The organism is Kitasatospora sp. NA04385 (genome assembly GCF_013364235.1).
Classification (GTDB): Bacteria; Actinomycetota; Actinomycetes; order Streptomycetales; family Streptomycetaceae; genus Kitasatospora.
Window position 1 is genome coordinate 8,135,499 of the sequence record NZ_CP054919.1, and the last position, 24,691, is coordinate 8,160,189.

At 75.2% G+C, this 24,691-nt stretch carries 18 protein-coding genes; 8 read left to right on the forward strand and 10 right to left on the reverse strand.

The genetic code is table 11. The features are described from left to right. Positions 1-167: 167 nt before the first annotated feature. A complete protein-coding gene (locus HUT16_RS36085; protein ID WP_176192210.1) occupies positions 168-962 on the reverse strand; it encodes an aminotransferase class IV in 795 nt (264 codons plus the stop codon). Positions 963-1,212: 250 nt separating this feature from the next. On the opposite strand from HUT16_RS36085, the gene HUT16_RS36090 reads away from it, so the two are divergent. The 6 genes from HUT16_RS36090 (at position 1,213) to HUT16_RS36115 (ending at position 7,924) form a co-directional block, all read left to right on the forward strand. Then, positions 1,213-2,073 (forward strand): hypothetical protein, encoded by an 861-nt coding sequence (locus HUT16_RS36090; protein ID WP_176192211.1) that lies wholly within the window; start codon positions 1,213-1,215, stop codon positions 2,071-2,073. Positions 2,074-2,274: 201 nt separating this feature from the next. Continuing rightward, positions 2,275-3,282 carry a LacI family DNA-binding transcriptional regulator gene (locus HUT16_RS36095; RefSeq protein ID WP_176192212.1) on the forward strand — a complete coding sequence of 336 codons (1,008 nt, stop codon included), beginning with the start codon at positions 2,275-2,277 and terminating at the stop codon, positions 3,280-3,282. A 56-nt stretch (positions 3,283-3,338) separates the two neighbouring features. Further along, a complete protein-coding gene (locus tag HUT16_RS36100; RefSeq protein WP_176192213.1) occupies positions 3,339-4,568 on the forward strand; it encodes a hypothetical protein in 1,230 nt (409 codons plus the stop codon). Further along, positions 4,552-5,319 (forward strand): hypothetical protein, encoded by a 768-nt coding sequence (locus tag HUT16_RS36105; protein WP_176192214.1) that lies wholly within the window; start codon positions 4,552-4,554, stop codon positions 5,317-5,319. Before HUT16_RS36100 ends, HUT16_RS36105 begins: the two co-directional genes overlap by 17 nt. 258 nt (positions 5,320-5,577) lie before the next feature. Then, a complete protein-coding gene (locus HUT16_RS36110; RefSeq protein WP_176192215.1) occupies positions 5,578-6,846 on the forward strand; it encodes an MFS transporter in 1,269 nt (422 codons plus the stop codon). 100 nt (positions 6,847-6,946) lie between these two features. Continuing rightward, positions 6,947-7,924 (forward strand): LLM class flavin-dependent oxidoreductase, encoded by a 978-nt coding sequence (locus HUT16_RS36115; protein WP_176192216.1) that lies wholly within the window; start codon positions 6,947-6,949, stop codon positions 7,922-7,924. A gap of 33 nt (positions 7,925-7,957) precedes the next feature. Here HUT16_RS36115 and HUT16_RS36120 read toward each other — a convergent pair whose 3' ends face one another. From HUT16_RS36120 to HUT16_RS36140, 5 genes are all read right to left on the reverse strand, one after another. Further along, positions 7,958-9,037, reverse strand: a complete 1,080-nt coding sequence (locus tag HUT16_RS36120; protein WP_176193050.1) for a phytanoyl-CoA dioxygenase family protein — start codon at positions 9,035-9,037, stop codon at positions 7,958-7,960. Positions 9,038-9,398: 361 nt separating this feature from the next. Beyond that, positions 9,399-11,813 (reverse strand): tetratricopeptide repeat protein, encoded by a 2,415-nt coding sequence (locus tag HUT16_RS36125; protein WP_176192217.1) that lies wholly within the window; start codon positions 11,811-11,813, stop codon positions 9,399-9,401. Positions 11,814-12,141: 328 nt separating this feature from the next. Continuing rightward, positions 12,142-14,439 carry an FdhF/YdeP family oxidoreductase gene (locus HUT16_RS36130; RefSeq protein WP_176193051.1) on the reverse strand — a complete coding sequence of 766 codons (2,298 nt, stop codon included), beginning with the start codon at positions 14,437-14,439 and terminating at the stop codon, positions 12,142-12,144. Between the two features lie 143 nt (positions 14,440-14,582). Continuing rightward, on the reverse strand, positions 14,583-15,071 hold the full coding sequence (locus HUT16_RS36135) for a hypothetical protein (protein ID WP_176192218.1): 489 nt from the start codon (positions 15,069-15,071) through the stop codon (positions 14,583-14,585). A gap of 768 nt (positions 15,072-15,839) precedes the next feature. Next, positions 15,840-17,000: a hypothetical protein gene (locus tag HUT16_RS36140; protein ID WP_176192219.1), complete on the reverse strand. Its 1,161-nt coding sequence runs from the start codon at positions 16,998-17,000 to the stop codon at positions 15,840-15,842. Positions 17,001-17,138: 138 nt separating this feature from the next. Between HUT16_RS36140 and HUT16_RS36145 the strand changes: the two genes are divergently transcribed. Further along, a complete protein-coding gene (locus HUT16_RS36145; RefSeq protein ID WP_176192220.1) occupies positions 17,139-17,771 on the forward strand; it encodes an AAA family ATPase in 633 nt (210 codons plus the stop codon). Positions 17,772-18,109: 338 nt separating this feature from the next. Then, a complete protein-coding gene (locus HUT16_RS36150) occupies positions 18,110-18,637 on the forward strand; it encodes a peptidylprolyl isomerase (RefSeq protein WP_254898168.1) in 528 nt (175 codons plus the stop codon). 110 nt (positions 18,638-18,747) lie between these two features. On the opposite strand, the gene HUT16_RS36155 is transcribed toward HUT16_RS36150, so the two are convergent. The 4 genes from HUT16_RS36155 to HUT16_RS36170 form a co-directional block, all read right to left on the reverse strand. Continuing rightward, positions 18,748-21,231 carry a glycoside hydrolase family 3 C-terminal domain-containing protein gene (locus HUT16_RS36155; RefSeq protein ID WP_176192222.1) on the reverse strand — a complete coding sequence of 828 codons (2,484 nt, stop codon included), beginning with the start codon at positions 21,229-21,231 and terminating at the stop codon, positions 18,748-18,750. A 211-nt stretch (positions 21,232-21,442) separates the two neighbouring features. Continuing rightward, positions 21,443-22,309, reverse strand: coding sequence for a carbohydrate ABC transporter permease (locus tag HUT16_RS36160; RefSeq protein WP_176192223.1), 867 nt, complete (start codon positions 22,307-22,309; stop codon positions 21,443-21,445). Next, positions 22,306-23,268: a carbohydrate ABC transporter permease gene (locus tag HUT16_RS36165; protein ID WP_176192224.1), complete on the reverse strand. Its 963-nt coding sequence runs from the start codon at positions 23,266-23,268 to the stop codon at positions 22,306-22,308. The genes HUT16_RS36160 and HUT16_RS36165 overlap by 4 nt, the downstream gene beginning before the upstream one ends. Before the next feature lie 106 nt (positions 23,269-23,374). Then, positions 23,375-24,685 (reverse strand): extracellular solute-binding protein, encoded by a 1,311-nt coding sequence (locus tag HUT16_RS36170; RefSeq protein WP_176192225.1) that lies wholly within the window; start codon positions 24,683-24,685, stop codon positions 23,375-23,377. Positions 24,686-24,691: the final 6 nt, after the last annotated feature.

The window sequence follows — 24,691 nt, forward strand, 5'->3', positions numbered from 1 at the left end:
GGTTCAGCGGTGGGGTTCAGCAGTGGGGTGGGCGTGGCGGCCGAGGTGCACCGGATCGGGGCGTTGGCGGCGGGGTGAGGGTTTCAGGGAGACGGGCCCGGCGCGGGAGCGCACGTGGCGGGGTGAGAGCGCGCTGAGATGTGCGGGGTGCGGGCGCGGGGTTCGGGTCAGAGGGCTTCCCAGGGGACGCGGGACCAGGCGGTGGTGAGGATCTCGGCGAGTTCGGCGCTCAGGTTCGGGAAGGTGACGTGGTCGACGGAGGCCAGGGGCTGGGCCGGGCAGTGCGAGTTGGTCGCGGCGGCGGCGCGCAGGGACGGGAGGTCGGTGGCGGCGAGGTGGCGGGTGGTGGAGGGGACGCCGGTGGCGGGCAGGGCGGCGCGGAGCAGGTGCATGGTGATCCCGGGCAGCGCGGGGGCGGCGGGCCAGATGACCCGTTCGCCGTCCCAGAAGGCCGCGTTCCAGACCGAGCCCTCGCGGACGGACCCGTCCCGACCGAGGAACAGCACGTCCTCGAAACCCGCCCGTCGGGCCGACAAGGCCTGGTGGGTCAGCCCCATCGTCGCGGCGTGCTTCAGGTGCGGCAGGTCGCGTTCGTACACCGCGGTACGGACCCGCAGCGCGGGCCGGGGCACGTCCGGGACGGGGTCGGAGACCGACACCACGAGGTCGGTGCCCCCGGTCGGCCCGGCGGGGACGACGCTGACCCGGACCGAGGCGTCGGGGCGGCCGCCCAGGGCCTGCCGGACGAGACCGCGGACCAGCTCGTCGCCGGGGGCCTGCGCGCCGAGCAGGTCGGCGAAGAGCTCGCGGGAGGCGTCCGCCAGCCGCCGCAGGTGCAGGTCCAGGCCGCGCACCGCCCCGTCGCGGACCTGCATCGAGGTGAAGTGCCCGTAGTTCCAGGTCGCCATCCGGTGGACGTCCTCGACGTTCGCGGGCCGTCCGTTGATCTCCACGTTCAGCATGCGCGCCATGGTGCCACCCAGGTCGCCGAGCCGCCGGGGCCTCGGGGGTTTGGTGGGGTGTTGGCGGAGCGCCTAGGGTGCGCCGGTGAGTGATTTTCCGGAGCTGGACGGTCTGTTGGCCACGTTGGAGCGGGCGGTGGCGGGCGTTCAGGCCGCGCGGGCTGCGCGGGCCCTTGAGGCGGTGGCCGGGGGGCTGCGGGGGGCGGACGATGCGGCGTGCCGTGAAGTGGCGGGGCGGTTGGCCGGGTTGGTGGCGGGGTATCCGCGGGTCTGGCCGCGTTCGCTGGTGGCCGCGGCGGTCGGGTTCTGCGTCGAGCGCGGGGCCGACCCGGTGCCGTGCGCGGAGCCGGTGCTGACCGGCCTGCGGGAGGAGATCGGGGCCGCGCTGGAGTGCGCCGCCCGGTGGCCGCGGGAGAAGGGGGAGTTGCCCGAGCCGGACCGGGCGCACATCGACCGGGTGATCGCGGTGCTCGGCGGCGACCTGCTCGCGGTGCGGCTGGGCGTCGGCTGGTGCGGCCTCCAGGAGTGGTTCGCGCCCGCGCTGGCGGTGCTGCGCAGCGCCGAGGTGCGCCGCCGTCACGGCGCCGAACTCCTTTCGGCGATAAGCGAGTTGGAAGCGATGGACCGGCACGGCCTACGGCCGCTGCGCTACGCGGCGGCGATCCTGGACGAGCCGCTGACGGTGCTGCACCGGCCCACCGGCACCGGTTACGAGGTGCGGATCGGCGGCATCGGCGACAACTTCCAGCTGCACACCCTGCTCGCGCACGTCCTGATCGGCGGCGGCCACCTGCCCGGCACCGCCCCCGCCGCCGAGGCCGTCCGCCCGGCCGTCGACCCGGCCCCCGCCACCGGCCCCTCCGGGGTGACCGCGTACGGCTCGTTCGACCTGCGGGCCCCGGACGGCGGGACGATCCGGAACGAGGGCCTGCCCGCGGACGTCCCGGTGGTCGACGGCCGCCGGCTGCTGGTGCTCGACCACCCCTCGTACCGGCGCAGTTGGAACGCCGACCGGTACTTCCCCGACCTCCCGGGCAGCGCCGAACTGCTGCGCGTGCTGCCGGCCGAGGAGGCCCGTGCCTGGTTCGCCCGCACCGCCCTCGACGGCTGACGGCCCCGGTCGGATATCCCGGCGGCGGCGGGAGCGGCGGGGAGGTAGCCTGCAACTTCGAACACACCGACGGTACTTCGAGCCGGACGGCGACACCGGCGGCACGCACGGCACGCACGACACGTACGGCACGCACGGCACGGACGACACAGGGGCGGGGCCCTCCCGGACGGCGGGGGCTCCCGGCAGGAGGGGGCGCGCATGGAGGGCCGACGGCCGACCCTGGAGGCCGTTGCCGCGCACGCGGGCGTCGGCCGCGGCACCGCGTCCCGGGTCATCAACGGTTCGGAGCGGGTCAGCGGCCGGGCCCGGGAGGCCGTGCTGCGGGCCGTCGAGGAACTGGGCTACGTGCCCAACAACCTGGCCCGGGGCCTGGTGCGGCGGCGCACCGACACGGTCGCCCTGGTGATGGGCGTCTCCGAGGACACCGCCTGGGCCGAGCCCTACTTCTCCGGCCTGGTCCGCGGCATCAAGCGGGGCCTCGCGGACAGCGGCCTGCAACTGCTGCTGGCCCTCGCCCAGTCCGGGCCGGAGGGGGAGCGACTGCTGCGCTACCTGACGGCCCAGCACGTCGACGGCGTCCTGCTGACCTCGCTGCGCGGCGACGACCCGATGCCCCGCCGCCTGGAGGACAGCGGCATCCCCACCGTGGTCGTCGGCGCCCCCACCGGCTTCGACCCGGCCCACTGCGTGGACGTCGACAACCGCGACGGCGCCCGCCGCGCCGTGCGGCACCTGCTGGACCGGGGACGCCGCCGGATCGCCACCATCACCGGCCCGCAGGACACCCGGGCCGGCCTGCAACGGCTCCAGGGCTTCCACGACGCGCACGCCGCCGCCGTGCTGGACGCCGGACCGGTCGCCCACGGCGACTTCTCCGCCGACTCCGGGGTGCGCGCGATGCAGGAACTGCTCCGGCGCGACCCGGGCATCGACGCCGTCTTCGCGGCCTCCGACAGCATGGCGATCGGCGCCCTGCGCGTCCTCAAGGAGCGGGGCCGCCGCGTCCCCGGGGACGTGGCCGTGGTCGGGTTCGACGACTCGCCGATCGCCGTGCACACCGACCCGCCGCTCACCTCCGTGCACCAGCCGCTGGAGCAGATGGGCCGGGAGATGACCCGGATACTGATCGCCCGGATCAACGGCGAGGCGGTGGCCCGCCCGAGGGTGGTCCTCGACACCCGGCTGGTGGTGCGGGACTCCACCTGAGCCCCGCCCGCCCCACCGACCACGCACGACAGCGACGAACGGCAGGTGCTCGACGGATGGAAGCGGCACGACCGGCAGTGGCCCGGATCGACGGGACCGGCAGCGTGCTGGTCGCACCGCGGGAGCGGTGGGAGGAGGAGCCGGCCCGGGAGTTCCCCGGCACCAGGGCCACCCCGGAGGAACTGGCCGCCGGGGCGGTCGACCCCACCGGCCGGACCGTCTACCTGTACGGCGTCCGGGCGGGCGTCGAGGAGCGCCGACTGCGCGGAGCGGCACGGGTGTTCGCCGTCCGGGAGCCGTCGTCCGCACCGGGCGGGGAGGACGGCGGGCCGTGGCCCGTCGTCGACCCCGGACGGGTGCCCGCCCGGGTGCGCGGCGTCGGCGTGTACTACCGCCGCTTCTTCGACCCCGCGGACGACCACTTCGGCCGGATCAGCACCGAGCACGCCTTCCAGTCGCTCACCGAGTCCACCAAGCCCGGCACCGCCCACCGCAGCGGGATCTACCTGACGCCCGTCCGGCGGGACGGCGCCGAGCTGCACTTCCGGCTGCTGCGCTGCTCCACCAACCTCGCCGGGCCCACCGAGGGCTTCCGCGCCACCGACACCCGGATCGTCGGGGAACTCGACCGGGAGGCCGCCGCCGTCCTCCACGGCCACGCGCCGCTGAACCACGTCCTCGCGCAGATCTACCACAACACCCCCGCCGCCGAAGGGCGCCGGCAGTCCAAGGCCAGGATCTCCGCCCACGCCGACAAGACCAAGGACATGCCCGCCAACGGCATCATGGCCTTCTGCACCTTCTACGACCGGCTCGACGGACTGCGCCCGCTGCCCGGCGACCCCCACGACCTCGGCGTGAACGGCGTCAGCGCGCTGACCGGGCTGCGCTTCCGCCTCAAGGAGCGCACCGCGCACACCGACGCCGCCGGCCTCCCGCCGGACGTCACCCTCACCCTGCACCCCGGCTCGGTCCTCCTGGTGCCGCTGTCCACCAACCGCCGCTACACCCACGAGATCCGCCCCTCGGCGCTGCCCGCCGAACGGCTCCCGACCCGGCTGGGCTACGTGGTGCGCTGCTCGGACGCCGAAGCCGTCCACCGGGACGGCCGCACCTTCCTGAAGACCGCGCGCGGGCCGGTCGAGCTGGAACCGCCCACCCGGGACGGGATGGACGAACTGCGCCGCAGCTACGCCGAGGAGAACCGGAGCACCTCCTTCGTCGACTACGCCGGACAGCCGCCCTTCAGCATGAACGCGGGAGACTACCTTGCACCCCGGCCCTGACCTGCCCGACGGAATCCGCCGCCACGCCCTGCCGGCCGGGGAGAACCCGTTCGCCGAACTGCTCGGATCGGTGCGCTGGGAGGAGGCGGGCCGGGGCCGCCGGGCCGCCGTGATCGTCCGGGTCGGCGAGGACGGCGGAGTGCCGCTGGTGCGCACCACCGCCCGGTACGCGCACCCGGCCCAGCGGTTCCGGCCGGTGCACGAGCGGCTGGCCGGAGAGGTCCGGGAGCACGCGGCGCTCCCGGACGGCCTCGACAACGCGCTCGTCGAGGTCTACACCAACGCCTGCACCGGCATGGGCGCCCACTCCGACCTGGCGCTCGACCTGGCCGAAGGCTCCTCCGTCGCGCTGTACTCCTGCTACCGGGACCCGGCGGGACCGCCCAGGACGCTGCGCTTCGAACCCAAGGACGGCGTGCCGGGCGAGGGCTTCGGCGTCCCGCTGGCCCACCACGGCCTGGTGGTGTTCTCGCTCGCCGCGAACCGCCGCTTCCGGCACCGGATCGTGCTGGAGCCCCCCGCCCGGGCGGTGGACAACGAGTGGCTCGGCGTGACCTTCCGGACCTCCGCGACGCCCGTCCACCACCGCGACGGGCGGGCCCACCTCCCGGACGGGGAACTGCTGCCCGCCACCGAGGAGCAGCAGCGCGAGTTCCACCTGCTGCGCCGCCGCGAGAACCGGGAGACGGACTTCGGGTACCCGCCGCTGGCGTACACCGTCAGCGCGAGCGACCTGCTGCCGCCGGTCTGACCGGCCGTCCGGCCGCCCGGCCTTCTGACCGGCCATCCAGTTGTCCGGCCTTCCGACCGGCCCGGCCACCCGGCGGTCACCGGCCCGCCGGACGGCCGCCATGTGAACGGCCTGCGGGGGAGCGGTGCGGGGCCGGTAGGATCGGCGGGCACTGACAACGTTGGCACCGAGGTCGACGCCGGGCCGACGCCAGGGCAACACCGGGGCGACGCCGGGTCGGTGCGCCACCGGAACCGCCCCGCCGCCTGGAGTACCCGCATGCCACTGGCGCTCGTCGCCCTCGCCGTGACCGCCTTCGCGATCGGCACCACCGAGTTCTCCGCGATGGGACTGCTCCCGCAGATCGCCCACGGCCTGGACCGGACGATCCCGCAGACCGGCTGGCTGATCTCGCTGTACGCGCTGGGCGTGGTGATCGGGGCGCCGCTGCTGACCGCCGTCGCCACCAGGCTGCCGCGCAAGACGGCGCTGATCGGCCTGGCCGGGCTGTTCACCCTCGGCAACCTGCTGTGCGCCGTCGCCCCGAACTTCGCCTTCCTCGCGGTGGCCCGGCTGATCACCGGCCTGCCGCACGGCGCGTTCTTCGGCGCCGGAGCGGTCGCCGCCGCCGAACTGGTCGCCCCGCACCTGCGGGCCCGCGCCGTCTCGGTGATGTTCTCCGGCCTGACGGTGGCCAACATCCTCGGCGTGCCCGCCGCGACCCTGCTCGGCCAGCACCTCGGCTGGCGGGCCGCGATGTTCGTGGTGGTCGTCATCGGCCTGCTCGGCGCCGTCGCCATCGCCCGCCTCGTCCCGCCGCTGCCCAGCCACCCCGGCGCCGGACTGCGCGGCGAACTCGCCACCTTCCGCAGCGGACAGCTCTGGCTGGCCCTGGCCACCGTCGTGCTCGGCTGCGCCGGACTGTTCGCCTGCTACACCTACATCACGCCCACCCTCACCGAGGTCGCCGGGTTCGCCAAGGGCTCGGTCACCCTGGTGCTCGCCCTGTTCGGCGTCGGCATGACCATCGGCAACTTGATCGGCGGCTACGCGGCCGACCGGGCCCTGCGCCCGTCGATCTGCGCGGCGTTCCTGGCGATGGCGGCCGCGCTCGGCCTGTTCGCGCTCACCGCGCACAACCGCTGGACGGCCGCCGTGACGGTGGTGCTGATCGGCACGGCGGGCTTCGCGACCGTCCCCACCCTGCAGACCCTGGTGATCCGGAAGGCGCGCACCGCCCCGACCCTGGCCTCCGCCACCGTGCAGGGCGCCTTCAACCTGGCCAACGCGATCGGCGCCTGGCTCGGCGGCCTGGCGATCGACGCCGGGTACGGGCTGACCTCGCCCTCGCTGGTCGGCGCGGGCCTGTCGCTGCTCGGCTTCGCGGTTGCCGCCGTCTCCTGGTCGGCGGACCGGCGCACCCGGCCGGCCGTCGCGGACCAGCCGGTGGATCAGCCGGTGGACCAGGCGGTGGATCAGGCGGTGGATCAGGCGGTGGCGCGGTCGGCGGCGCGGGAGGAGCCGCAGCAGGCGGCCGCGGCCGGTTGACGGGGCGTCGGCCCTCGACGCCCGGGGCGGAAGATGATCTTATGAGTCGCTCCGGGCCCTCGTGCGGGAGACCCGGGCACATCCCCGAAGGAGCCCCGCCATGACCAGCCCCGACACCCGCCCCGGCCGCGTCGGCGTGATGCTGCCCCGCGACCTGCCCGTGCGGCAGATCCTCCCGTACGCGCGCCGCGCCGAGGAGCTGGGGTTCGACGAGCTGTGGGTGGTCGAGGACCTCGGCTGGCGCGGCGGCATCGCCCAGGCCGCCAGTGTGCTCGCCGCCACCGAGCGGATCACCGTCGGCATCGGCATCCTGCCCGCCGGCGCCCGCAACGTCTGCTTCGCCGCGATGGAACTCGCCACCCTCGCCCAGCTCCACCCCGGCCGCCTCACCGCGGGACTCGGCCACGGCATGCGGGAGTGGATGGAACAGGCCGGCGGCGCCTGGCCGGCCAGCCCGCTCACCCTGCTGCGCGAGTACGCCACCGCGCTGCGCGCCCTGCTGCGCGGCGAGGACGGCCCCGCCGACGGGCGGTACGTGCGCTGCGGCGGCGTCCGGCTCACCGAGATCCCGGACGTGGTGCCGCCCGTGCTGCTGGGCGTGCGCGGCCCCAGGTCGCAGGCGCTCGCGGGCGAGGTCGCCGACGGCCTGCTGCTGGCCGAGCCCGCCGCGCCCGGCTACGTCGCCGCCGCGCTGGAGCACCTGGGCCGCCGCGGCGCCCGGGTGGTCACGTACGACGTCGCCGCCGTCGACCCGGACGGGGACGCCGCCGTCGAGCGGGTCCGGGCCGGGCTGGCCGCGATCGGCGAACCCGACTGGGCGCCGCACATCGAACCGCTCCCGTTCGCCGCCGCGTTCCGGGCCCACCGGGCCGCGAGCGCCGACGGCGCGGAGTTCGCCCGCACCATGCCCGCCGAGTGGGTCCGCGCGCTCGCCGTCACCGGGACGCCCGCCGAGGCCCGCGCCGCGATCGCCGCCCGCCACGCGGCGGGTGCCACCGGGGTCGTCCTCACCCCGGTCGGGGCCGATCCGCTGGGGGCGCTGGAGTCGCTGGCGCGGGCCCTGCCGGGCCGGGAGTGACGGGAGCCCCCGAGGAAGCCGCCCGGGGCCGGCTCAGACGGGGGCGGTGCAGCGGTCCGCCCAGCTGGCGGTCTGCTCGGCCAGGTCGACCGGCTCGTACCAGGAGCTGAGGCCGAGCAGCTTGCTGCCGAGCTCGGTCAGCCGGGCGGTCGGGTAGCGCTTGGACTCGTGCAGGACGGGGTCGCCGACCAGGGTGCGGTTCCACAGCGGGGTGCGCAGGTGGCGCCAGGAGTCGACCCGGGACTTGCGCAGCTGCTCGTGCTCCTCCAGGGCGGGCATCATCGACAGGTACTGCACGGCGCGCACGCCCCGCTCGGAGAGGTTGCGGGCGACGCCGTGCGCCAGCAGGCCGTTCCAGATCAGCAGGTCGCCGGGGTGCAGCTCGGGGCGGACCACCGGCAGTTCGGCCCGGTCGAAGTCGGGGCGGAGCGGGTCCCGGTCGGCGGGCTGGGCGAGCCGCCAGGACTCGAACCGCCGGAACAGCTCCGGGCTGCACTGGAAGCCGCCGGTGTCCGGCGCGGTCTCGTTGAGCGCGATGATGCCCTGCACCCGCTGCGGCGGCACGCCCCGGCCGGTGTCGACGTCCCAGTGCAGCCGGAGGTCGGCGCCGCGGTCGGCGGGGTCGAGCAGCGCCCGGTCGCGGTTGCCCCGGTTGGGCGGGTTGAGGTTGAGCCGGTCCAGGGTGACCCACAGCTCCTCGCAGTCCCAGACGTCCACGAAGGCGTCGTAGACCCGCTGGTGCTGCCGGCTGTCCCACAGCAGTTGGTGGTGGTAGGCCTCGACGAAGCCGTGGACGTGCAGTTTGCGGTCCAGCTCGGAGCGGAACGGCCGCTCGGGGAACCAGCCGGACGGGTCCTGCGGGTCCAGGCCCTGGAACTCCCAGGCGAAGTCGAGCATCCGGCGGGCGTGCTCGGCCGGCACCGCCTCGCGGACGACCACGTAGCCGTAGGTCTGCCAGTGCGCGAAGTCCTCCGCCGAGAGCACCCGCAGCGGGCGGGACTTGGACAGTTCGCGCAGGGTGTGCTGGGCGAGGTAGGACTCGCCGTCGTTGCTGAAGTACGGCCGGTCGCCCGCGGCCCGGTACAGGTGGGCGCGACGGGACGGTACGGACATCATGGGACGACCCTCCGATGGGGCGTGCGGGAGCTGGACGGGTGGCCGCGCCCCGGCGAGGGCACGCGGGCGGACCCGGTCGAGGGGGAGACGGGGGCGCGGCGGGACGGGGACGCGCTCCGGGCCGGGCGGCCGCGGCCGGGCACGGGCGGCCCCCGCAGCGGGGCCGAAGAGCCGGAGCGACGGGGAAGGGCGGCGTGAACAGCGCGCCGCGGTCGCTCCGATCGCCAGATTGGTTCAGACCAAACGTGTTGTCAAGTTCCTGCCCGGTAACCCAGATTGGCTTCGGGTCAAGCTCGACCTGGTCACAAGTTGGTCTAGACAACCTGGGCGAAGCGGTCATGGCCCCCGAACGGGCCGGTCAGAGGCGGAACCAGGAACGCCGGGACGACTCCGGCTCCGGCTCCGGCTCCGGCACCTCCGGAGCCCCCGGCTCCACCGTTTTCATCGGCTCCATCGGCTCCATCGGCTCCGTCGGCTCCACCGGCTCCACCGGAGCGGGACCGGACAGCTCCCGGGCACCCGCCGCGGGAGCGCTCCCGGCCGCGGGGTCGGACAGCACGGCCAGCGCCTCGTGCCACAGCGGCACCGCGTCGTCCGGACGCCCCAGCGCCACCAGGGCGTGCCCCAACTGCTCCAGGGTGCGCCCCCGGGCCCACCCGTCCCCGGACGCGCCGTGCAGGTCCAGCGCCCGGCGCAGGCAGCCCACCGCCTGCGGCAGCCGCCCCAGCACCCGGTGCACCGTGCCCAGGTGCAGCAGCGCCAGCCCCTCGGTGCGCGGATCGGGCCCGATCGAGCGCAGCGACAGCCCCTCCAGCAGGAAGCGCTCCGCGTCGGCCAGCCGCCCCAGCCGCAGCGAGGCGTCGCCCAGGTTGGTCAGGGTCACCCGCTCCACCCAGCGGTGGCCGATCGTCCGGGCCAGCGGCAGGGCCGGTTCCAGCAGCTCCAGGGCCTCCGCCGCCCGCCCCTGGCGCAGGATCAGCTCCGCCAGGTTGTTGCGCGCCGCGCACTCGCTCCCCGCGTCCGCCCCGCCGTCCGCACACCGCTCCAGCGCCCGCCGCAGGTGGATCTCCGCCTCCACCGGCCGCCCCGCGTGCAACTGCGCCGTGCCCAGCAGCGCCAGCGACGCCGTCAGGGCCCGCGGATCGGTGCTGTCGGCCGCCGCCGCCACGGCGATCCGGGCCGCGTTCAGCCACTCCGCCCGGTGGTGCTGCCGGTGGAAGAACGACCACAGCGCGAACGGCAGCTGCCACGCCGCCGGCGGCCGCCCCGCCAGCGCCGCGTGCCGGATCACCGACAGCAGGTCCGCCAGGTGCGCCTCGCACCAGGCCACCGCCTCCCCGGCCGCCCCGAACACCGGCGGCCGCACCCCCGGCAGCGGCGCCGCCCCCGCCGGCCGGGCCCCCGGCTCCAGCAGCCGGCCCGCCGCGTCCGCACCCTGCCGGTACCAGTCGTACAGCCGGTCCAGCGCCGCCGCCCGGTCCCGCGAGGAGTCCCGGGCGTCCGCCAGCTCCCGGCCGTACACCTGCAGCAGCGAGTGGAAGCGGAACCGCTCCGGCGCCTCCGCCTCCAGCAGGTGCACGTCCGCCAGCACGTCCAGCAGCTCGTGCGCGTTGCCCGCGGTGGTGCCCAGCAGCGCCGCCGCCGTCTGCGCGGTCAGCACCGCCCCCGGGTGCAGCGCCAGCAGCCGGAACGCCCGGGCCGGCTCCGGCGCCAGCGCCCGGTACGACCAGGAGAACACCGTCCGCAGCGCCGAGTCGCCGTCGTCCGCCGCCGCCAGCACGTGCAGCCGGGTGCGGTCCGACCGCAGTTCCTCGTTGACCCGGGTCAGCGCCAGCCCCGGCCGCGACAGCGCCCGCTCCGCCGCCACCAGCAGCGCCAGCGGCAACCGCCCGCAGCGCAGCACCAGTTCCCGGGCCGCCGCCGGGTCCGCGTCCACCCGCTCCGGGCCCAGCGTGCGGCGCAGCAGCTCCACCGCCTGCTCCTGCGGCAGCGGCGCCAGCGTCACCCGCCGCGCCCCGTCCCGCACCACCAGGCCGGCCATCCTGGTCCGACTGGTCACCAGCACCAGGCAGCCCGGTGCCCCCGGCAGCAGCGGACGGACCTGGGCGGGCGCCGCCGCGTTGTCCAGCACCAGCAGTACCCGCCGCTCGGCCAGCAGGGTGCGCAGCAGCGCGCTGCGCTCCGGCACCCGGGGCGGGATCGCCCCCGCGTCGGCGCCCAGCGCCCGCAGGAAACCGTCCAGCACCTCGCCCGGCTCCCGGGGCGCGCCCGAACTGCCGTGCCCCGCCAGGTCGCTGAACAGCACCCCGTCCGGGAACCGCTCGCGCACCCGGTGCGCCCAGCGCACCGCCAGCGCGGTCTTGCCGATCCCGCCCATCCCGTCCAGCACCCACACCCGCGGCCCGCCCTCGCCCCACCGGGCCCGGGCCGCCGCCAGCGCCCCGTCCAGCTCGGCCAGCGCCTCCTCGCGGCCCGTGAACACCCCGGGCGCGGGCGGCAGCTGCACCGGAACCGCCATCGGGACGGCCGGGGCGACGGGGCTGCCCGGGTGGCCGACGGCGTCCGGCGCCTTCGGCGCGTCCGGCGTGCCCAGCAGTTCGGGGCGGGCCCCCAGCGCCCGGGCGCAGGCCGCCGCCAGGGCCTCGTTGCCGGGCCGCCGACCGGTCTCCACCCGGCTCAGGTAGCTCTTGCTGTAACTGGTCGCCCGGGCCAGCTCCGCGAGGGAGACCCCGCGCTCCTCCCGCAACGCCCGCAGCCGCTCGCCGAACGTCACCGGCCCCGGCCCCCCACTTCCCTGATGTGCTGTCACTGCTCCGCGCGGTGCCGCACGTGTTGCCAACCGCCCCCTGGCAACGGGCAACACCTTGCCGGTGCCCGGCGCGAACCCGAAGGATGGAGGCGGCGCCCGGCCCCGCAGCACGCCGCCGCGCCAGCCTATCCGCCGCCGGGGAAGCGGCGGACGGGCCGTCCACCGGAACCGAGCAGGCCAGCGGAGTGCGAGGCCGGAGAGAGCAGACACCGAACGGCCCGCCGGCCGGACGGGGAACGGCGCCGGGCGGCCGCGGACCGGCGGACGGCCGCGGGCCGGTCAGGCGCAGCGGTCAGCCGGAGGTAGCGGTGGCGGCGGTGACCGTCACCTTGAGGTGCTTCATGATCGGCTGGTCGCTCTGCGAGCTGTAGTCGCCGATCGCGCACAGCACGTTCATCTCCGGCATGTAGCCGGCCGCGCAGCCCCGGGGCAGGTCGTACGGGACGGCGAGGTAGCCGTGCAGCGAACGGGTCGAGCCGTCCCGGGCGGTGGCGGTGACGTCGACCGGGTCGAACTCGGCGAGGTGCCGCTCGCGCATGTCCTGGCGGTTCATGAACACCAGGGTGCGCAGGTTCTTGACGCCCCGGTAGCGGTCGTTGTCGGAGTAGACGGTGGTGTTCCACTGGTCGTGCGAGCGCATCGTGCCCAGCACCAGCGTCCCCGGCTCGGGCAGCACGTCCGGCAGCGGGGCCGCCGAGAACTCGGCCTTGCCGGAGGGGGTGAGGAAGACGAGTTCGCGGGCGGGCTGCCTGATCCGGAAGCCGAGCGGCAGCCGCACCCGGCGGTTGAAGTCCTCGAAGCCGTCGAGGACCTTCGCCATGGTGTCGCGGATCCGGTCGTAGTCCTCGACGTACCACTCCCAGGGCGTGGCGCTGTCCGGCAGCGCCGCCCGGGCCAGGCCCGCGATGATCGCCGGCTCGGAGAGCAGTTGCCGGGACGCGGGCTTCTTCCGCATCCCCACCGACAGGTGCACCATGCTCATCGAGTCCTCCACCGAGGTGGCCTGCACGCCGCCGCGCTGCCGGTCCTGCTCGGTGCGGCCCAGGCAGGGCAGGATCAGCGCCCGCCGCCCGTGCACCAGGTGGCTGCGGTTGAGCTTGGTCGACACGTGCACCGTCAACTCGCAGCGCTCCAGCGCCTCGTACGTGTAGGCGGTGTCCGGCGCGGCCAGCGCGAAGTTGCCGCCCATGCCGACGAACACCCGCACCTCGCCGCGTGCCATCGCCCCGATCACCTGGACGGTGTCCAGCCCGTGCGCGCGCGGCGCGTCGATCCCGCAGACCTGCGAGAGCCGGTCCAGGAACTCCGGCGCCGGGCGGTGGTCGATCCCGCAGGTCCGGTTGCCCTGCACGTTGGAGTGCCCGCGCACCGGCGACGGCCCGGCGCCCTCCCGGCCCAGGTTGCCGCGCAGCAGCAGCACGTTGACGATCTCCCGGACGGTGTCCACCCCGTGCTCGTGCTGGGTGACGCCCAGGCACCAGGAGAAGATCGACCGGTCCGCCTCCCGGTACACCCGGGCCGCCGCCAGCAGCTGCGGGCGGCTCAGGCCGCTCTGCCGCTCCAGTTCCTCCCAGGGCGTCCGCTCCACCAGCTCCCGGTACTCCGCGAAACCGCTGGTGTACCGCTCGACGAACTCCCGGTCCAGCGCCTTCGGGTCGTGCGCCGACTGCTCCAGCACGGCCTTGGCGATGCCGCGCAGCAGGGCCATGTCGCCGCCGATGCGCACCTGGAGGTTGAGGCTGCCGGTCCTGGTCGACTTGTTCAGCGCCATGTCGACGAACTCGTGCGGCACGATGGTGCGGGTCGCCGCCGCCTCCACCAGCGGGTTGACGTGCACCACCTGCGCGCCGCGCCGGGTCGCGTCGGCCAGCGCGGTCAGCATCCGCGGCGCGTTGGACGCCGCGTTCACCCCCAGGATGAACAGCGCGTCCGCCGCCTCCCAGTCGCGCAGGTCGGCCGTCCCCTTGCCCGTCCCCAGCGAGGCCGTCAGCGCCCGCCCCGACGCCTCGTGGCACATGTTCGAGCAGTCGGGGAGGTTGTTGGTGCCCAGCTCGCGGGCCATCAGCTGGTACAGGAACGTCGCCTCGTTGCCCAGGCGCCCCGAGGTGTAGAACGCCGCCCGGTTCGGGTCGTCCAGGCCGCGCACCACCTCGCCGAACAGGTCGAAGGCGCGCTGCCAGTCGATCGGGACGTACCGGTCGGTGTCCGGGTCGTAGACCATCGGCTCGGTCAGGCGGCCCTGGTCCTCCAGCGCGAAGTCGCTCCACTCCGACAGCTCGGAGACGGTGTGCGCGGCGAAGAACTCCCGGCCGACCCGCTTGCCCGTCATCTCCCAGGTGACGTGCTTGATCCCGTTCTCGCAGATGTCCAGGTGCAGGCCCTTGTAGTCGTCCGGCCAGGCGCACCCCGGACAGTCGAACCCGCCGTTCTCGTGGTTCATCCGCAGCACCGCCCGGGGCCCGTCCACCCACTCCCCGGTCGCGGCCAGCACCTTCGCCACGCTCTTCGCCGCGCCCCAGCCCGCCGCCGGGTGCCGGTACGGCTCGAACGACGGCGGCGCGGTCGGCTCCGCCCCCACACCCGGCTCCACCTGCGGTTCCTCGGCAGCGGTCACAGCACGCCTCCCGGCTCTCGGGCACTCCTGACGGCAACGGCACCTCCATCCTGTCCGCCCGGGCCCCGGCCGCGCCCCACCGCCGCGCCGGACGGGTGGCGCCCGGCGCGGCACCGGCCTCAGCTCAGGTCGTGGTTGCCCAGCGCCCCGGCGGCCAGCGGGGTGACCGGGCCGAGCGGGGTGCAGAGCTCCCCCGGGCCCGGCTGGGTGTAGCACACCCGGGTGCCCGCCAGATTGGCGCCCGCAGGGACGAACGTCCAGTAGTAGCGGTAGTAGACGGTGTTCGCGTCCATCGCGTCGCCCACCGGCACGCTCTCGTCGCGGTTGCCCGCCCGGACGCTGGACTCCACCACCAGTTGGGAGTCGCCCTCCATCCACGGGCAGCTGCTGCCGGGCTGACCGCACCAGGAGCCCTCCGGGAACACCAGGGTGGTCGCCGGCGCCATCGAGCTGCGCTCCACCGGGTCGGAGGCCGGCTTCAGCCGGAACAGGACCGCGCTCTTCCCGCTCGGCACGGGCTTGCCCGGCAGCACGACGGTGCTGTGCACCTCCCCGACCAGCTGCGCCGTGTACCCGTACCCCCCGTCCTTGGGGAAGACGCCGTGCACCACCTCGCCGCTCGGCTCCGGCAGCAGGTCGACCGGGGAGGGCGCCGCCCCGGGCGCGCTCGGGCCCGCCGGGGAGGGCGCCCCCGGCGGGAGCCCCTCGGGGCCCGGGGCGGCGCCGCTGCCGCCGCTGCTGCAACCGGCCGCCAGGACGGCGGCGGCCAGCAGGGCGGACGCCCGGACGGCAAGACGGATCGAACGCAGCTGTTTCCCCCCGGTGGATCGTCCCGAACGCGATTGCCGCGCGGGCCCGCTGACGGTGTGCGCACCACAGCCGGACGGCGCCCCGCACGATCGTTCCGCGAACCCGGGCCCCGGCCCCGGCCCCGGCCCGGGGACGATCCGGGCCGCGGCGGACAAGCCGGGGCCCGGTGGAGGGGGCCTTCAGCGGGCGCCGGGCGCCTGTCCGATGACCTGCTCGGCGAGCTCGCGGGCGGCCGCCGCCGGGTCGGTCGCGGGGCGGGTCGCTCCGGCGGCGAGCGCGCCGTCGACGAGCAGCAGCAGCTAGTCGCCGGCGGCGGCGGGCCGGGGGTGGCCGAGGCGGGCGCGGGCGGCTTCGCCGCAGGTCCAGACCCAGGCCCGCCAGGGGCGGGGCAGGCTACCCGGGGCACCGGGCGTCAGGCATCCACGGACGACGATCCGGGCGGCGGGTCCGGCAGGGCGGTTTCCCGGGCCCCGGAGCCGGGCGGTGGCACCAGCGAAACGCCCCGCCCGGCCACGATTTCCGGGCCGGCACCTGATGCCCGCCATGGCCGCCGCCCCGGACGGCCGTCAGCCCACCGGCGTCGTCCGGCGCACCAGGACCCGCGGGCCCTCGTCCGCCGTCACCGGCCACAGCCGGACCCGCACCCGTTCCGGCACCTGCCCGCCGGGGTCGTCCGCGCCGAGGACGGCCTGCGCGGCGGCCGCCAGGTTCGAGCGCGAGACGCGCACCCGGACCAGGCCGGGCGGGACGTCGAAGCGGTCGGCGTCCGGCAGGTCGTCGGTGCAGCCCATCACGGCGAACCGGCCCGAGGGCACCTCGACCGTCGCCTCCACCACGTGCTCGAACGCGGCGTGGTCGGGCGGCGGCGGGCCCCGGAAGACCTGCACCGTCACCTCGACCTCCAGGTCGGTCGAGGTGCCGACGCCCAGCGCCCGCCGTCCCGGCGCCAGGCCGTCGGCGAGCGCGTCCGCCGTCCACCGCGCCCCGAGGTCCTCGTCCGCGTCCCCGTCGCCCAGCCAGAGCCGGAAGCGGTCCGCGAACAGCTCCAACTCCGCCGTCGCCAGCAGTCCGTCCACCCCGCGGCCGCGGTGCGGACCCGGCAGGTAGCCGGCCGGCGGGGACGGCAGCGCGGCCAGGCACTCCCGCGAGCAGGCGTTCACCAGCAGCGGCAGCACGTCCGCCCCCGAGGTGCGCAGCGAGATCCACGCCTGGTGCAGCCCCGCCACCCCCGCCACCGGCCCGTCGCACACCGAGCACGCCCCGACCGAATCCGTCCCCCACACCGCCGGGTCCCACGCCGTCGCCGTTGTCGCCGCCGTTGCCGCCGTCGGCTCCGCCAGCACCGGGAACGGCGTCCGGGTCTTCGGATTCCCGTACAGCGCCCGGGTGCTGACCGTACTGCGGCGCAGCAGCGGCAGCCGCGCCAGCTCGTACGGGAACCAGTGCAACCGGTAGGAGGTGTACGGCGTGAACTCCTCCAGCGCCCGCATCCCGCCGATCTCCGGCGGCAGCCGCACCAGGTTCGACCGGTACAGCCGCAGGTGCCGCACCCGGGTCAGCGCGCCGATGCGCGCGGGCAGCGTCACCACCTGCCGCCGCTGCTCCGCCGTCAGCTCCTCCAGCGGTGCGAACTCCTCCCGCCCGTCCGCCACCGCCTCCTCGACCAGCTCCAGCAGCCGCAGCCAGCCCGGCGCCGAGACGTCCTGTCGCTCCCCGTGGAACCGCACCCGCCGTTGCCCCGTGCAGCCGCACGCGTCAACCGGCCCGGCCGGCCCGGGAAAGCGGTTCGGGAACACCCGCCGCTGCGCCTGTCCGTCCATCGGCCCACCCTAGTCGGCCCGACCGCCCGCGTACGATGGGCCACCATGCTGATCTGGATCAACGGACCGTTCGGCGGGGGCAAGACCCAGACCGCCCACCACCTGGCCCGGCGGCTGCCCGGTGCCGTGATCTGCGACCCGGAGCACCTCGGCTTCGGTCTGCACCGGATGCTCCCGCCCGCGCTGCGCGCCGACTTCCAGGACCTGCCCGCCTGGCGCCGGGGCACCGCGGAGATCCTCGACCTCGCGGCCCGCGAGCACCCCGGGCCGGTGATCGTCCCGATGACCGTCACCGACCCCGGCTACTTCGCCGAGACCGTCGGACGGCTGCGCGAACTCGGGCACGACGTACGGCACTTCACCCTGCTCGCCGAACGCGCCACCGTCCTGCGCCGCCTCGCCGAACGCGACCCCGTCCACCGCCTGCGCCGGCTGGCCGGCCGGAACGGCCCGCCCCCGCGCGAGAGCTTCGCGCTCGCCCGGCTCGACGACTGCCTGACTCGCCTCGCCGCCCCCGACTTCGCCACCCACCTGGCCACCGACCGGCTGACCGTCCGCCAGAGCGCCGACCACCTCGCCGCCCTGGCCGGCCTGCACCTGCTCCCCGACACCGACACCGCCCTCCGGGCGAGCCTGCGCCGGACCGCGGTGAAGCTCCGCCACATCCGCTTCGACTGACGGCCCGCCTCCCCCTCCCGGGAGCCCCGCCGGCCCGCGCGGGACGATGGTGCGCGTGGCCGTCACCCCGCAACTCGCCCGCGTGGGCGCGGAGTGCCTCGACCGGTGCCGTCGGCACGCCGAGCTCCACGACGGTGACCCGGGAGGGGACCCGCCCGGCTGCCGCCACGGCCGTTTCGACGCCCTGCGCGCGTTCCGCGCCGAGGCGGCCCGGAGCGGGCAGCCGGTGGGACCGAGCGCGCCGGGCACCCGGGGAACGGGCCGTCACCGCGTCGGGAGGCGGCCGGGTGGCGGAAGCTGCGACAATGGGGGCGACGATCTTCGTATCGACGCATCGGATGCAGCAGACAGACAGTGAGGTTGCCTTGTCCAAGGTCAAGCTGAGCACCAATCACGGCGACATCGTGATCCGGCTGGACGCCGAGAAGGCCCCGGCCACGGTCGCGAACTTCCTGCAGTACGTGCAGGACGGCTTCTACAGCGGCACGGTCTTCCACCGGGTCATCGACGGCTTCATGGTGCAGGGCGGCGGCATGGAGCCGGGCCTGCGCCGCAAGGAGACCCGGGCGCCGATCCAGAACGAGGCCGACAACGGGCTGAAGAACACCCGATACACCGTGGCGATGGCCCGCACCTCGGACCCGCACTCGGCCACCGCGCAGTTCTTCGTCAACGTCGCCGACAACGCGTTCCTCGACCACACCGCCAAGAGCGGCCCGGGCTGGGGCTACGCGGTGTTCGGCGAGGTCGTCGAGGGCCGGGACGTGGTCGACGAGATCAAGTCGGTGTCCACCACCTCCAAGGGCGGCCACGCGGACGTCCCCAAGGAGGACGTGCTGCTGATCTCCGCCGAGGTCGTCGAGTAGCGACGGCGGACACCGCACTGCCCCGACCCCGGGGGAGCGGGGGCGGGGCAGGGTACGCGGGGCACCGGGCGTCAGGCGTCCGAGGCGTCAGGCGTCCGCGGCGTCAGCCGTCAGGCGTCCACGGACAGGGCGGCCGCCAGCGGGAGTTCGCCGCAGTTCGGGCCGGCCTGCAGGACGAACGTCCCCGGCTCGGTCAGCCAGGCGTGCTCCTCGGGCGACCAGTGCTCCAGCGCCCGGGCCGGCAGCACCAGGTCGACGTGGACCCGCTGGCCCGGCCCCGCCTCGACCGCGCCGAAGCCGGCCAGCCAGCGCACCGGGCGGTCCAGCTCCGAAGCCGGCCGCGACAGGTACAGCTGCACCGTCTCCCGGGAGCGGCGCGGCCCGTCGTTGCGCAGCGTCACCCGCACCGTGCGCGAGCCGTCCGCCGCCGGGTCGGACGGGGCGCCCAGCGCCAGGTAGCTCCACTCGCCCCAGCCCAGCCCGTGCCCGAACCAGTACGCGGGGGTGCGGCCCGCGCGCAGCCAGCCCCGGTGGCCCAGGTGCGGGCCCTCCGCGTACTCCAGCCGCCCGTCGGCCGGGGCGGTCGAGTACACCGGGCAGTCGGCCTCGGCGTCCGGCCAGGTGGTGGGCAGCCGCCCGCCCGGCTCGGCCCGGCCCAGCAGCACCTCGGCCAGCGCCGCGCCGCCCTCCTGGCCCGGGAACCAGCAGGTCAGCACCGCACCGACCCGCTCCCGCCAGGGCAGCAGCACCGGGCTGCCGGTGTTCACCACCACCACCGTGCGCGGGTTGGCCGCCGCCACCGCCGCCACCAGCTCGTCCTGGCGGCCCGGCAGTCGCAGGCCCGCCCGGTCGAAGCCCTCGCTCTCGTGCTCGTCGGTGGTGCCGACCACCACCACCGCGACGTCCGCCGCCGCGGCCAGCTCCACCGCGTGCGCGAACTCCCGCTCCAGCTCCGCCTCCGGCCGGTCGGCGGCCAGCACCAGCACCCGCCCGTGCGCGGACTCCACCGTCCGCCGGGCCAGCAGCGCCACCTCCTGGCGCTCCGCCAGCTCCAGCTCCACCTGCCGGAACGAGGGCGACACGTGCAGGTACGTCGGGTCGTCCGAGAGCGGCTCCACGTACTCCTCCAGCAGCACCTCCCCGTCCGCCTCCAGCCGCAGCGCGCCCAGGCCCACCACGCCCAGCCGCCAGCGGCCCGCGGTCGGCGCGGTGAACCGGGTCTCCACCTCGATGGTGCGCACCGGCGTCAGGTCGACCTCCGCGGACGGCTCCAGCACCCGCCCGGTCGAACGGGCCTCGGCGTGCACCAGGGAGCCGTCGGCGGCCAGGTAGCGCACCAGCACGCCCGGCGCCGACCCGTCCGGCAGCGCGCAGTCCGCGGCCACCAGCGGCGTCGGCCGCAGGTTGGTGTGCACCCCCGGCGCGTGCACCACCTCCACGGCCGGGTCCAGCGCGGCGCGCAGGCCCGCCAGCGGCGAGAGCGGCGCGGCCGGGAACACCGAGGCGCTGCCGCCGCCCTGCACCCGGGCCGTCGCCGCGTTCGGACCGATCACCGCGACCCGGCGCAGCGCCGACTCCTCCAGCGGCAGCAGCCGTTCGGGGTTGTGCAGCAGCACGGTGCCCGCGACGGCCGCGGCCCGCAGCGCGCCCCGGGTCGCCGGGTCGGTGGGCACCGGCGCCTGCCCGCCCGGCGCCGGCGGGTCGAACGCGCCGACCCGCTCCGCGAGCCGCAGCAGCCGCTCCACCTTGTCGTCCAGCGCCGCCGCCGGGACCCGGCCCGCCCGCACCGCCGCCGCCAGCGCCGGACCCCACGCCGGGTTCGGCCCGGGCATCGCCAGGTCGCACGCCGCCGCGCCCGGCCCGTCCGCCTCGTGCACCGACCCCCAGTCGGAGACCACCAGCCCGTCGAAGCCCCACTCGCCCTTCAACGGCTCGGCCAGCAGCGGGTGTTCGACCATCGAGGTGCCGTTGACCCGGTTGTACGCCGACATCACCGCCCACACCCCGGCCCGCACCGCCGCCTCGAACGGCGCCAGGTACACCTCGCGCAGCGTCCGCTCGTCCACCCGGGCGTCCACGGTCAGCCGCTCGGTCTCCGAGTCGTTGGCGACGTAGTGCTTGGCCGTCGCCGCGACCCCCCGGGACTGCACGCCCGCGATGTACGCCGCCCCGATCCGGGCGGTCAGCAGCGGGTCCTCCGAGAAGCACTCGAAGTTGCGCCCGCCCAGCGGCGAGCGGTGCAGGTTCAGCGTCGGCGCCAGCACCACGTGCACGTTCTTGCGCCGCGCCTCGCCCGCCAGCAGGGCGCCCATCCGGGCCACCGACTCCTCGTCCCAGGACGCGGCCAGCGCGGTCGCGCACGGCAGCAGCAGCGCGGTGTCCGTCTCGTCCCAGCGCTCGCCGCGCACGCCCACCGGCCCGTCCGAGCAGACGATCGGGTGCATCCCGACCGCCGGCTCCCCGCTGCTGCGGAAGGTGTCGCCACCGGACACCAGCCGGGCCTTCTGCTCCAGGTCGAGGACCCGGTGGTCCGTTCGGTGCCCCGGCCGCGGGGCGTCGGCGGCGAGCTGAGGTGGCATGGAGAGCTGGGTCATGGAGGTCCTTAGATCGACACCCCGGCTTCGGCCGGGGAGGGGACGAGAGCCCCGCGGAACGGGGGCGGGCAGCCGTCGACGGCGCGGCGGGCCGGCCCGGCCGCACGGCGGCGGGAGGGCGGCGCGGTGGCGGCGGGGCGGCGCAGCGGCGGGGCCGGGAGCGGGGCCGGACGGAGGGGGAGCCCCCGCCCGCGGCGGGCGGGGGCGGAGGTCACCCCTTGGTGGCGCCCTGCATGATGCCGTCGATGATCTGGCGGCCCATCAGGAGGAACGCGACGAGCACCGGCGCGCTGGCGACCAGGGCGCCGGTGAGGACCAGCGAGTAGTCCTTGATGTAGCCGCTGGCCAGCTCGGACAGGGTGAGCTGGACGGTGGGGTTCTGCTGGGTCATGACGACCTTGGGCCAGTAGAAGTCGTTCCAGGCGGCCATGAAGGTGAGCATGCCCAGGACGCTCATCGCGGGCCGGGCGGCGGGCAGCACGACGTGCCAGACCAGGCCGCGGGTGGTGCAGCCGTCCATCCGCCCGGCGTCCAGCAGCTCGTCGGGGACGGCCCCGATCAGGTACTGGCGCATGAAGAACAGGCCGAAGGCGTTGGCGGCGGCCGGGACGATCAGGGCCTGCAGGTGGTCGGCCCAGTGGAACCAGTTGGCCATCATGATGTACAGCGGGATGATGCCCAGCTGGGTCGGCACCATCATGGTCGCGACCACCGAGGCCAGCAGCGGGTTCCGGCCCCGGAAGCGCAGCTTGGCGAAGGCGAAGCCGCCCAGGGTGCTGGTCAGCACCACGCTGGCGGTGACGGTGCTGGCCACGATCAGCGAGTTGATCATCGCCAGGCGCAGGTCGGTCTGGACGAACACCTGGGTGATGTTGTGCCAGAGCCGGCCGCCGGGCAGCAGCACCGGCGGCATCTGGTGGATCTCGGTGTTGGTGCGGGAGGCCGCCACCAGCGTCCAGTACAGCGGGAAGAGCGAGAGCAGCACGGCGGCGCCGAGGACGACGTACACGCCGCGTCCGGCGGTCAGCTGCCGGACGGTCCTGGGCCGGCGGCGCCGGGGCAGGGCGGGGGTGGTCACTCGGCACCTCGCATCCGGCGCGCGGCCAGGAAGTTGACGACGGCGACCAGCACGATCAGCAGGAACATCGCCCACGAGATCGCCGCGCCGTAGCCGTACTTGAAGCGGCCCCAGAACTGGTTGTACGAGTACAGGGCCAGGGTCTGGAACTGGTGCTGGGAGCCGCCGGTGGTCGGGTCCTGCTGCTGGCTGAACAGCATCGGCTCGCCGAAGAGCTGGAGCGCGCCGATGGTGGAGACGATGACGGTGAACAGGATCGTCGGCCGCAGCATCGGGATGGTGATGGAGCGGAACTGCCGCCAGCGGCTCGCCCCGTCCAGCGCGGCCGCCTCGTACAGCTCGAACGGGACGGACTGCATCGCGGCCAGGTAGAGCAGCGCGTTGTAGCCCGTCCAGCGCCAGGTGACGATCGCGGCGATGGCCGACCAGGAGGAGAGGGTGCCGGCCTGCCAGTCGATGTGGTCCACGCCGAACAGCGACAGGAACCAGTTGACCATGCCGAAGTCGCGGCCGAACAGCTGGACGAAGATCAGCGTGACGGCGGCCACCGAGGTGACGTTCGGCAGCAGGACGCCCAGGCGCATCAGGGTGCGCCCGCGCATCCGGTAGTTGAGCAGGTGGGCCAGGCCGAGCGCGAGCAGCAGCTGCGGGACGGTGGCCAGCACCCCGATGCCCAGGGTGTTCTTGACGGCGTTCCAGAAGAACGGGTCGTCCAGCAGCTTGCGGTAGTTCTCGAAGCCGACCCACTGGCCCTCGCTGCCCGGCCGGTCGGCGCGCCAGGCGGTGAACGAGACGTAGCCGGTGTACAGCATCGGGAACAGGCCGAAGACGCCGAAGACCAGGAAGAACGGCGAGAGGTACAGGTAGGGCGAGACGGTGCGGTCGAGCCGGTGCCAGCGGTGGCCGGCGGGGCGGGCGGGGGCGCGGGCGCCGCGGGCGGCGGCGGTCGATGCGGCCAAGGGGAGCTCCCTGGGGCAGAAGCAGAGGAGGGGCTGGGAGGGGGTGGCGCGGTGCCGGTGCGGCGTCAGGTCCGCACCGGCACCGCGGGTCCGGGGGAGCGGGCCGTCAGTTGACGATGTTGTCGACGTCCTTCAGGGCCTGCTTCCAGGCGCCCTCCGGGTCGGCCTTGCCCTGCTCGATGGAGGTCAGCGCGTTGCCGAGGGCGGTGCCGATCTCCGCGCCGTGCGCGCCGAGCGGCTGCGGGTTCAGGTCGCGGGCCGACTGGGAGAAGATCTTGCCGGTCGGCGCGTCGTTGAACAGCGGGTCGGTGTGCTCGGCGATGTCGGGCTGGCTCCACAGCGCCTGGTCGGAGGGGAAGTAGCCCTTCTCCTTGAACAGGCGGCTCTCCTGCTCGGGGGCGGTGAGCCACTTGGCCAGCTCGGCGGCGGCCTTGGTGTGCTTGCCGGCCTTCGGCACCGTCAGGTAGGAGCCGCCCCAGTTGCCGCCGCCGCCGGGGACGCGGGCGATGTCCCACTTGCCGCCGTCGGTGGGCGGGTTGGCCTTGAACTCGTAGCTCATCCAGGCCGGACAGGCCACGGTGGCGAACTGGCTCTTCTGGAAGCCGGTGTCCCAGGCGGGGGTGAACGCCTGGATGCCGGCCGACTGGCCGTCCTTGATGGCGCCGGCCACCAGGTCGAAGGACTGCTTGACGGCCGGGTTGCTGGTGACCACGACCTTGCCCTCGGCGTCGTAGACGCCCTGCGGGGCCTGGGCCAGGATCGAGGTGAACAGGTTGCCGCCGCTGTCGAACCAGCGGACGTCCTTGTTCGGGCTGTTGGCCAGGAACTGCTTGCCGGCCGCCAGGTAGGACGGCCAGTCCTTCATCAGCGCCCCGACCGCCTCGCGGTCGGTGGGCAGGCCGGCCGCCTTGAACAGGTCGGTGCGGTAGCACAGCGCCATGCCGCCCATGTCGGTGCCCAGGCCGAACAGCACCTTGCCGTCCGGGCTGGAGGCGGGGGCGGTCTTGGACGGCACCCACTGGTCCTTGCTGACGCCGTTGTCCAGGAAGTTGAGGAACTTCCCGGCCTCCGGCTGGAAGCCGGCCACCTGCCCGATCTCGATGGCCTCGATGTCCGCGGTGCCCGAGCCGGCCAGCAGGTGGGCGTGCAGGTTCTGGTGGTGCGCGCCCATGTCGGCGCGGTTCTCCTTGATGGTGACGTTCGGGTGCGCCTGCTCGTACTCCTTGTACAGATCCGCGTAGCCGAAGTCGGAGAACAGGTTCACCGTGAGGGTGACCTTGGCGTTGGGGTCCTCGTCCGCGGACGAGCTGCCGCCACCACTGGAGCAGGAGGTCACGGCGGTCAGGGCCAGCACCAGCAGCGCGGAGGTGGCGAGCAGGCGGCCTCTCGGGCCGGTGCGGGGCAGGGAAACGGGCATGGATCG